This is a genomic window from Pseudomonas sp. Z1-12 (assembly GCF_051132015.1).
Classification (GTDB): domain Bacteria; phylum Pseudomonadota; class Gammaproteobacteria; order Pseudomonadales; family Pseudomonadaceae; genus Aquipseudomonas; species Aquipseudomonas zanjanensis.
In genome coordinates this window covers 2,449,533-2,460,897 of record NZ_CP071647.1, presented here as the reverse complement: position 1 = coordinate 2,460,897, position 11,365 = coordinate 2,449,533, and the positions used below count along the sequence as shown (strand labels likewise).

Here is an 11,365-nt window from a genome sequence, read left to right as displayed (position 1 = left end):
GTTTAGCCCAAACAGATAGCACCTTCGGCAGCTTGCATGAATACACCCATTCAATAGCTGCCGAAGGCCGCGATTTTCTCAAGGCTATTTACAGCAATTTCCTAACACTAAATAGAGCTTCTCCAAAATAGCCGTCTCGACAGGTGGCAATAACCATAATCTATCCTTTCTCCCAAAACGCTCCGAGGCTCGCGTAATGGCACGCGGGTCTATTTCCAAACCGAAATCCCTATATTGATCGGTAGTTTCCAATCGGAATTCGGCCGGCGCGCCTCCAGCTGAAGGAATCCATTGTAGTATCCGGAAGGCAAAGATGCATTATCCCCGCCCGGCAAATAACTGAGTTCCAGTTCAACATTAGCATCCCCCGTACATTCAGTACCTGAGTTCATCTCTGAACGGCAACTGCCTCTTATGCGTCGAGCAAGGAATGTGACATCGAACTCTCTCCACCCTCCGCCATCCAACAATTTGACATTCAGACGAGATTCGGAATTTTGTACATAGGGCACCAATTGGGTAGGTCCTGTAGCCGAATCCAATGCAACGACGCCTGCGTCAATCCCAGCGCCAATGGGGATGGACAGCCGGGCGGTCACACTCGGATCGGTACCCGTCGGACTAACGAGTATCATACGCATGCCTGGCAACTCCGCCCTATACCCTGTCAGACGTGCCGCGTTTTCTCGCCACACCCGGGCCATATCGGCTGTCTGCGCATTTCCCAATGGCAAGCCGTGGTCATCGCTGACGGCAGGTGTCGAATAATAAGGGCTGCTATTGCCACAGAGGATGGTGCTGGTTTTACCGTTGTTATAACCGAAGTTATAGTTGGCTGGATTATCATTACAGTGCGCTCCGCCAGCATTGTGCCCAATTTCATGTCGAAACGCGGTTGGCAAGCGCCAGCTATTTAAAGAGGCATCACCACCCAGTGTGGCTATCCCCCCAATACCGCTTTTCCCCACCGCATAGGCAGCAATCACATCAGCACCGTACTTATCCCTATATGTCTTTAACTTACTCTTCCACATTATCAACTGCATTTCGGTAATATCTTCAACACTCTCATTCAGGTTAAATACATTGACACCCACAAGGCGTAAAGAAAGATTCTCTACACGCGAATTCCTGAGCCCAAGATTCGCTGTTTCAAGTTGTGCAAGCGCATAAGCGACAGGGTCAGCATTCAAACGAGCCAAGGCATTGGCAGAATACCCCACCAACATATCGATATAGCGCGGTTCGCTAGACGGTGGCTTGCTCGCTGCAAGCGATGGGACTTCGGCCGACTCAACCGTATCAGGCGTCATATAGTCATAAGGCAGGTCCTCCTTAAACGTGCTTTTCCCCTGCGCATCAACCATCAACAAACCACGCTTGCCAGGGTTATCGACAATGGCGGTGACCGCACCGTCAGGCGACCGGACGACCACCAATGAGCCTGTCTTACCGTCACGGGTATATAAATTACCGCTTTCTACCGTATAGCCCTGCTCAACCCTGATCCCGGAGCGCTCGAAGCGTGAACTGCCAATCGCATCGGCGTACACACTCGCAGACGTTGCTTGTGGCGCACCTTCAGGGGTATCGGTCGCGGCGTTGACCAGCGCAGGCAGGGCAATTGCCAACGTCAGTGCAGCCAGACGGAAGCGCCTGACTATAGATGATGAAGTTGCAGTGTTCATGGCGCATTTCCTTATGGGGAAGGAACCACGAGACTGATCCCATTACAACGGCACGGCTACTGTCAGATATGACAGTAGCTAAAAGCGCTCGCAAGGCGAAGAATGCGCGATTAACGTCCGCAGACGGCCCCATCGACAGTGCAGGAATAAATACCGGCCCGTCGACGGGTCGGTATTTATATATGCTGCAATGGATCAGTTGCGGCGTGACGGTCCGGGCTGAGGCGAGCCGCTGCGCGGTGGCTCCGACTCATCGGTGACGCCCTCCAAAACGCTCATTTTACCGACAAAGTGGTCGGCGAAGCCGCCACGGCGCTGTACGCCGATGCCCGGGCGATGCTACGCAAGCTGATCGACGAGAAACTCATCAGCGCCCGCGCCGTGTTCGGCTTCTGGCCGGCCAACCAGGTGCATGACGACGATCTGGAAATCTATGGCGACGACGGCAAGCCACTGGCGCGTCTGCATCACCTGCGCCAGCAAATCATCAAGACCGACGGTAAGCCGAACTTCTCCCTGGCCGACCGTTTGGCCGAAGCTTGCGCCGAATGGCTGCACCAGCAGGTGCGCAAGGAACACTGGGGTTACGCCAAGGACGAAAGCCTGGACAACGAGGCGCTGATCAAGGAGCAATACACCGGCATCCGCCCTGCCCCCGGCTACCCGGCCTGCCCGGACCACACCGAGAAGGCCACGCTGTTCCGCCTGCTCGATCCCGAGGCCAGTGAAATGAAAGCCGGACGCAGCGGCGTGTTCCTCACCGAACACTACGCCATGTTCCCGGCGGCGGCGGTCAGCGGCTGGTATTTCGCCCATCCCCAGGCGCAGTACTTTGCGGTGGGCAAGATCGATAAGGATCAAGTGCAGAGCTATACGGTGCGCAAGGGCCAGGATTTGAGCGTGACGGAGCGTTGGTTGGCGCCGAATTTGGGTTATGACAACTGATATTCAGTCTAAGTAGATTGGCCTTTGGCGACTACTCGATAGGTTCATCGATTAATTGCCAAAGGCCTTGATTTTTTCTGCGTTGCTTATTTGGCAACCGATAAAGCCACAATGAACTTCTGCCTCCAACTACCGCCCCTGTCTCGGGCTTCCAGCTCTAGAGCCCCGTTGTAGATGCCAGGTGGTAACGAAACATTTTCTTGACTCCCCGGAAGATACGAAAACTGAAGGCCCACCCGATTATCCTCCGTACAGCCACTGTATGCGTTCATCTGCGAACTGCAAGCTGCTGACCGTAGGCGTTTAGCGGTAAATGCTATGGTAAACTCATTTCCAACGGTGTTACGCATGATTACATTCACCCGCGTTAAAGTATAGGGATCGTAAGGCACCAGCTGGGTGGGACCATTATATGGATTCAGTGCGACGAAACCTACTTCAGCCCCTTGAGGTACAGAGAAGTACTTTGTTTCCGCTTTATATCCTCTGCCCGGGGGAGAAACGAAAACCATATTCGGACTTGGCAGTGCGGTATTGTAGTTCACCATGTCTGACGCATTTTCTCGCCACACCCGCGCCATGTCGGCTGTCTGCGCATTTCCTAGTGGGTTGCCGGAGGCATCGTTAACGGCAGGCGTAGAGTAATAAGGGCTCATATTGCCACAAAGGTAAGTTGTGGACGTATCGCTTTCATAGCCAAACTTATAACTGGCTGAGCCGTCATTACAGTGATTTCCGCCAGCATTGTGTCCTATTTCATGTCGGAAAGCGCCGCCTGAATATCTAATATCGTTAACGCTGGTATAACCAGGCATATAGGCCCGCCCACCCGCATCACCTCCCACCGTAAAGGCAGCATTCACATCAGCACGATACAAACTACGCCACGAGTGCAACATACTTTGCCAATTGGCCAACCCTTGGGAGGAAGTATCATGATTCACATCAAATATATTAACAGCGGCAAGTCGCAACTCAAGGTCCTCGACACGTGAATTCCTGAGACCAAGATTCGCTGTTTCAAGTTGTGCGAGGGCATTCATGACGGGATCAAAAATATGACCCAGGGTAGCGGTTGAATATGCCACCAACATATCGATATACCTCATCGCCCCAGGCTGTGCATCACTCACTGCAGGCGTTGAAACTTCAGCCGAATCAGCCGACTCAACTGTATCAGGCGTCATATAGTCATAAGGCAGGTCCTCTTTAAACGTGCTTTTCCCCTGCGCATCAACCAACAACAAACCCCGCTTACCCCCAGGGTTATCGACAAGAGCGGTGACCGCACCGTCAGGCGACCTGACGACCACCAATGAGCCTGTTTTACCGTCCTTACCGTCACGGGTATATAAATTACCGCTTTCTACCGTATAGCCCTGCTCAACCCTGAGCCCGGAGCGCTCGAAGCGTGAACTGCCGATCGCATCGGCGTACACACTTGCAGACGTTGCTTGTGGCGAACCTTCAGGGGTATCGGTCGCGGCGTTGACGAGCGCAGGCAGCGCAATTGCCAACGTCAGTGCAGCCAAACGGAAGCGCCCGGCTAGAGATGATGAAATTCCAGTGTTCATGGCGTATTTCCTTATGAGGAAGGAACCATGAGACTGATCCCATTACAACGGCACGGCTACTGTCAGATCTGACAGTAGCTAGAAGCGCTCGCAAGGCCTAGATTGCGCTATTAAAATCCGCAGACGAACCCGTCGACAGCGCAGGCTGTCGACGGGTTGGCGTTTGTATACGCGGCAATGGATCAGTTGCGGCGTGACGGTCCGGGCTGAGGCGAGCGGCTGCGCGGTGGCTCCGACTCATCGGCGACGCCCTCCAATACGCCCATCTCTTTTCGCGTCAGCTCGACCAACGCCTGCCTTTCAAGGTCGTCGATTTCCTTGCTCTTGGCATTCAATTGCCGGCTGTACTCGTCCGCATCGATATCACCTTCGTCGCGACGGTCCTCAAGTTCATTTAGAAGAGACTCGCGCCGCTGGTAGGCAGCATCACCTATTTCGCGCATTTGTCCTGGATATCGCTCGCGCAGGTAGGTCGTCCAGTATTCACGCGACAGCATGTCCTTCAGCAGTTCATCGCCCTGCTCCGCCTCAAGTACCGAGGCGCGCACCTGTTCCAGTTGCGCTTCGGTGACCGGCACACCATAGGCCATGTGTTCAGGCTGTCCTGGCAAATCGATTCCGTCGCCCCATCCACTCGTCAGGCCAATGCGATAGCGCAAGCGGACCTCTGCCCGGTCCATGCCCTGCCCATTCGCTTCGGCCAACGTATCGACCCGATCCAGCCGAAACAGCTGACGGGACAAGCGCAGCAGCGCCCGCCCCCTGCGCTCCAGGCTGCCGGGGGGAATGTCGCGCAACGCTTGATAGACAAACACGCGAACCTCCAGCTCGCTGAACGTCAAGATGCGTCCGTCGATGCAGGTGCCGTGGGTTTCGGCGTTCTGAAACAGCAACTGGCGCAGTTCGCCGTTTTCGCTGGCCGCTTCCAGGACGTTCCATACCCGTTGCGTCAATGCCGCGCGGCTACGCTTGAATTCGATGGTGTTACGCAGATGGGTGAGCAACTGGAAGAACCGCTCGTGATCGCTTTCCTCGGCCAGTTGCGTCCAGATTTTCTTCCGAGCCGTCATCTGATCATCGCTGGAGCCGACCAACCATTGCTCCAGCGCCTGCGCCGACGTATCGCCTGTAGGATCGAGAACAGGTTCGGCCTCAGGGAAGACGGCATGAGGATCCTGATGGAAGTTGCCGCCTCCACCACCCTCCGAGTCGTCATCAAAATCAGAACCATTGCCTTGCGGCGCTTCCAACCCGGCGATCCATTCATCGAGTTCTTCTCGAGAAAGGCCCATGACTTCTTCGTGGTTACCCTCTTCCAGGTAATCCCTCAGTGCTTGAAGGGTGGGAAGCGACAGGTCTTCGTTATCACTCAGGTCCATTCCGGCCACGAGTGCCTCATGACTGCCATCGAGCAAGTCCGGCGGAAGGTCCATGAACTCGTTACCGCTGACGTTCAGCACCCTCAGGTCATGCGCATCCAGCAGATGGCGGGGCCAGTCTGATAACTCGTTATAACTGAGATCCAGCGATTCGATCCGACCAAAGTCCGGTGGATCGAATGCTCTCAATCCGTTGGTGCTGAGGTTCAGCGAACGCAGGCGTCCATGGGTCAATAATGGGTAAGCCGCCCCCGACGGCAAATTGTTGTACCCAAACCCCAAGTGCTCCAATTGCGGCATTTGCAGGACGGCATCCGGTACGGCCCTCAGTTCATTGCTGCCCAGGTCCAGGTGTCTCAGTTGAGGAAAAGCCCCGAGGAAACCGTTTGAACCTTGTTCGGTTATCAGGACGCCCGAAAGATCCAGCATCGTCACCCCAGGAATCGAATCGACCAGCTCAGGCAAGTCGCCTAGCTGCAGGCCGTGCAGGCTGAGTGTCTGCCCTGGGCCACCGTAACGCATCAATTCTCTTTGCCACGCCTCGCGAATGCTCCTCGCCGCAAGGGCGCGGCTGTGCGCGGACACGGAGCCCCTGGCTACGCGTATTTCCCGGATAAAAAGCCAGCCATTCAATCGACGCGTCAGCGAAATATGCGCCTGGTGCCACTGGTTGATCTGACTGTCGATTTGCCCGTCGGTCATGCCCTGTTCACGCCATCGCTCCAGCACCAGGGCCGTCTGTTGCCGTGTCAGGAGCGGATCCAGCCGCCTCAGGCGAAGCTGCCGCCCGGCATCGCCCTCGACCACTGCCGACGCCTCAGGGAGCGCTAATAGATGTCGAGCCGTGGACCAACTCGTTTCTGTCGGCGGGAACTCGGACGGTACAGTCTCCCCGGAGAATCGAGCCAAAGCACCATGGGAAAGCCCTCTCGCATCCTCGACCCGTCGTTGTGCCGCGCCCAGCGCCGCCTCGCCTTCGGGATTGAAGGGGTTACCGGTCACATCGACCTTCAGCAGGATGTCGTCACTGGCCAGCGCCGCGGGTGAGAGCGATTGGATCTGGTTGTCCCGCAAGTCGAGCCAGGACAGGTTCGGCAAGCTCTCGGCACCGGTTGGCCAAGCTTGCAGCCGGGTTGACCTGAGGTTCAAGGCCCTGAGTTGGGTCAAGGCACTGACATCAAAGGCATTGAGGGGATTGTTCTCCAGGTTCAGTTGTTCAAGTGTCTGCAAGCCATTGAACTGCGCCTGGACCGCAGGCGTGGCGAGCAGGTTGTTATCGCGCAGGTCGAGTTGTTTCAAGACCGGCAAGTCTTCGGCGGCAAAAGGCAATTCGCTGAAGCCGTTGCCGCTGATATCCAATGTCCGCGTACCGGTGAACGCTCTAAAGAAGCTGCGTGCCTGCGCGGCAGGAACATCCAACGATCCCAGGCGCAACGTTTCCACATGGGAAAAGCTACCGGCCGGCAGCACCGGGAGCGTTGTCAGCTTTTTAGCGGGAAGACTCGATTCGGAGGGCGGCAATTCGAACGTTGCGACTTCAGTCGTCGGTAAATCGAGACGTTGGCGAACCGCACGACGCCAGCTGTCTCGCAAGGCTCGGAACAGGGGTCCACCGCCCCGCCACCACAGTGTCGAAGGCATCGAAGACGTCGATGTTTCCGGCCCCGTCACCTCATACTGCGCAAAAATTTCATCGTGTTCCGCCCTGATGGCCTCTACCGCGTCAAAGCGTGCCTGGTGAGTGTGCAGAGTGCTGTCGAACCGCTCCGGCAGGCGCCCATAGAATTCCGCCTCACCAACGAGCAATCGCAATTGCCCGCGACAGTACCCGTCGACCATCTGGTCCACATCGGCCAGATGGCCGAGCTCACCGGCATAATCGCGGACGTACCGGTAGGCACGCGCGAACGACTCCGGGGCCAGCGCCGACCAATTGAGCGACATGCCAGACCAGAGCGCTTCACGGCCTTCATATAGCCAATCTGGCAACGTATGGATCGATGTGCGCACCAGGTCCAGGCGTTCGAGCAGAGGAAGACGCTGCACATATTCGGGCCATTGCGTCAGGGCCTGGGGCGCCTCGATGGTCAGGCTCCGCAAACGATTCAACGGTGTCAGGTCCAGATCACCGATGACTGCTGCATCGAAACCTGAATAATCGAGATGTAACGTCTCCAGTGAGGTCAGCCTGGTGAGCGTCGCCGGGAAATCCTCTGCCAGTGAGGAAGCAGCCGTAGAGAATCGCAGGCTGGTGAGCCCTGGCATCTGGTTCACCGCCTGCGGCAAGGTGGTCAAGTGCTGCGCTTGGGCGAAAAGAGAACCGATGTATTGGCGCTCTCGACCGCCAATCGACAATCTCGTGACGCCAGGGAAGCGCGCCAGGAACGCATCCGCGTTAGCGTCTGTCAGGCCGTTGCCGACCAACGACAATTCACGCACGTGGGGAAAATCGAGGGGCATTTCAGGCGGCGATACCTCGGTGGAAAGCGATAGTCGCGCCGCTTCGGCCGAATCTTGCGCCAACGGTCCATTGCGCCAACTCTCCCTGAGCGCCTGCGCAAATTGACGCCTGTGGAAATCGGCAGGACTGCCTGTAGAAGGCCCCCGCCAAAGGTCGAGCGTGTCATTGAGCGACAGCCACTCACGCTGGCGAATTTGCAATAGCGAATAGATCTGTCGATCTGTCTTGCCCTGCTGTTGCCTGAAAAAGGCGTCTGCTTGCTCCGCGACTGGATAAAGCTCTTCCACCCGTGCCCTGAGGGACGGATCCAGCCCCTGGCCCCGTCCACTCGCGTAGTAACCCTTGAGCGTCGCGCTCACGCGGACCGGCGGCTTGAAACGTTTGGCATGAGGTTCAAGGAACGATGTCATTTCCTTGTGGTGCACGTCTGCGTATTCGATGATTTTGCGTTGCAGTACGGCGCCTTGCTCGACATCCGACAGCCCCAGGGCGGAGGACGATTCCTCAGGCAGCGCCCGGAGAATCGAACGGTAGAAGTTGCCGCCCGTGTCAGGGAACTGCCCCAATTGGTTGAGCGCCTGATAACGAGGTCCGTTTTTGATCAGGTATTTTTTCTGCGGTGCATCTTCAGCGCCGATGCTGTCAAGCAAAGCTCCTTCGACGCCTCCCTCACGCACTTCCAGGCGCAGCGTATCCGGCCATCCCGGCAGTTTTTCCAGGGCTCGCAATGCCAGTCGCCGACTGTCGGCCGAAGGGATATTTTCGCTGCGCAACCCTGCGTACGCCCGCACCTGGCGCCCTTGTCGCGCATACCAACGCGCCTCTTCCAACAGGTTCAGCGGCGCGCGGCGCGTCGCATCCAGACGGGCGAGATCCGCAGCGCTGCCATGGGCGATCACCTCTTGGGCGGCGGCCTCGCTAAGGCCCGGGCACTCACGTCGCAACGTGCGAATTCGAGCGTCCGCAGGTTCCGTGCCCTTGTACAGCCTGTTGAAAACCTGCGAACGGGTGACCGATCCCGTTGCGTCTTGCGACTGGCCGATCACGCGGCCTGCCTCGGCATCCGTCTTGAACAGGCGCATCGCATCCTTCAGTTCGGGAGGCGGCGGCCCAAGGTCCATATGCATTTTGCGTAGTGTGTTGTCGCTGACACCGCTGATGTCCGCGAGCCTGAGCAGCACGTCATCGGAAAATACCGCAGTCTCATGACCGATGCGCCTGAGCAGCGTCAGGCGATCCCAGGTCATCGGGCGCTCCAGGGAATGGCGCCAGGCGCCAGCGCCGTTATGCAAGAGGATGGGTTGATAGGCCGCATCGTCGGTCGGATGCCTGATACGCCATTTGTGCACCGATGCATCGAAAAACTGCTCGTAGACCTTGTCACCCTGACGGATATAGGCCTTCCCATCGACTTTGTATTGGCCCAACGCGTTCGGAATATTCGTGCTGTCGAGCGTGACCGCACGCTCATAGCGACTCAGGTCGGGTTTCCACAGGCGTGTTTCGCCATTGGGCAATGTCACGGGCTCAAGACGCTCGATCACCGGCTCCGCCTTGATCGCGGCCAGCTTGCCGATTCCTGCGCCCGCGCCGGCCATCACGGCCATCATTGCCAGGTTCTCGGCGATATCGACCAAGTGGGCCTTGGCTGCCCGTTTGTCACCCTCGCCCCACTCCACCGCACCTTCAAGGGTTTCGTACAGCAGCTGTTCGGCCATGAACACCATCATCACCTCGCCCAGCACCGGAACGAAGATGGACGCGATGTTCACGGCAAACAGCCCTAGCTGCAGGAGGTTGGCCAGTTTCGCTGCCCTCGCCTTGGCGTCGACATCATTCGTGGGGACCGCATGGCTGCGCGCATCGGCGAGTAGCTGTTCACGGTGCCGGTCATAGAGGTACTGCCATGGATCGAGGTTGTCGGCCCACAATACGCGGCCTTTCTGGCCCACCGACGAGGGCGCGATGTAGGGGTTGGGTTCGCGCTCCATTTTGGGATGCTTAGGGGGAAATTCATTAATGCCCACCAAATGCCTGACAGGCCCCAGGATAACCGCCCAGTTGTTCATGGGCTCAGCGATCCAGCGCAATGGATCTCGTGGGGAGTCGGCAGCCTCCCGGACAAACTGGCTGAAGAAATAAGGTCGCTTGTCATAGGGAACGAACTGGCTGAAAAAACGCTGGTAAGGCGTGGGTCCGGTGTCTGGCGATTGCGCCGTATCCGGGGTGGTGAGCAATTGCTTGAAACGGGCTTTCAGTTGATCGCCGTTGTATCGCTTTAGCGGATGCTTGGGGTCATGGGGAACGTAGAGAATTACTTCGTCGCTGTAGCGATCTATTTCGCAAGGGGTAAACGCGACGCAGCCCACCATCCTCTGCTTCATCAACGTCATGTCGTCGAACCAGACCGGTGTATTGCCTATCCGAGGACTATTCTCGCCATTGATGACCGAGAGAATCATCGCGTGATCCTTGGGCTCGATATCCTTCGCCAACAACGCTTGCTCGGCGGCGGCCCTCATCGCGGCTTTCTGGTTGGCAAGGAAATGCTCGCGAAGCGTCGTTTCGGTCGGGGCGTCGGCCGGATAGAAAAAAGACTTGAGATAGGCCTGGTACTTCGCACCGATATCCAGCGAACGGCACAGCGTGAGGAACTGACCGACCGACACGTTCAGTACCACGGGAGAGCCTGTGCCGTGTGTGCCTGCTTTCATGACAAATCCCGAACTGTGATGGTAGGCATGAGGATCACACTCCCAGCTTTCGAAGTTGTGCAGCGCGGCCTGTAGCATGGGCAACGTCAACACTTCGAACGTGCACAGTTCCGTCTTGAATATTCCCATTTCCATTGCTCGCCTGAGGCATAACCAGGTCTTGTCGACATCCACCTGGATCCCGAACTGATCTCTTAACGCCTGGACCAACAACGGCTTGGCAAACGTGTCGATGTCCTGGAACGACGACATCGTTTTATCCAGTTGAATCTGTGCGGCAGTACTTTCCTTGAAGCAGGCGTCCACGACCTTACGCTGGCCTGGCGAAGCGTGCATATACCAGGCGGGCTTCTGCGTTCCGGCTTGTTTCAGCGCCTGCCGGCGTTGTGTCGATGCTTCGATAAGCCATGCAGGCATGGCAGTCTCCAGAAAGTCTGCGTGCACACTCTCCGTGGCTCGTGACCCTGGCTGTGGTTTTTTCTTCGGGTAGTGTGGGGAATTGGGTGGCATACATCGCTCCTTTGAATGAAGCGACAGCAGACCCGTTCGGCGAGCCGCATCGGCGGTAGATAGTTATAGGCCGTCGGAAAACATCGTAACGAAT

Annotated in this window: 3 protein-coding genes and 1 pseudogene; 1 reads left to right on the top strand and 3 read right to left on the bottom strand. The window is 57.0% G+C overall.

Annotated features, from left to right (window positions below; genetic code table 11):
- Positions 1-209: 209 nt before the first annotated feature.
- Positions 210-1,688: a hypothetical protein gene (locus tag J3P85_RS10950; protein WP_434705794.1), complete on the bottom strand. Its 1,479-nt coding sequence runs from the start codon at positions 1,686-1,688 to the stop codon at positions 210-212.
- 282 nt (positions 1,689-1,970) lie between these two features.
- Between J3P85_RS10950 and J3P85_RS10945 the strand changes: the two are divergent.
- Positions 1,971-2,633, top strand: a pseudogene (locus J3P85_RS10945) (vitamin B12 dependent-methionine synthase activation domain-containing protein); the annotation flags it as partial.
- 86 nt (positions 2,634-2,719) lie between these two features.
- On the opposite strand, the gene J3P85_RS10940 reads toward J3P85_RS10945, so the two are convergent.
- Entirely contained in the window at positions 2,720-4,207 is a 1,488-nt protein-coding gene (locus J3P85_RS10940; protein ID WP_434705793.1) for a hypothetical protein, read from the bottom strand.
- 182 nt (positions 4,208-4,389) lie between these two features.
- On the bottom strand, positions 4,390-11,178 hold the full coding sequence (locus J3P85_RS10935; RefSeq protein ID WP_434705792.1) for an NEL-type E3 ubiquitin ligase domain-containing protein: 6,789 nt from the start codon (positions 11,176-11,178) through the stop codon (positions 4,390-4,392).
- Positions 11,179-11,365: the final 187 nt, after the last annotated feature.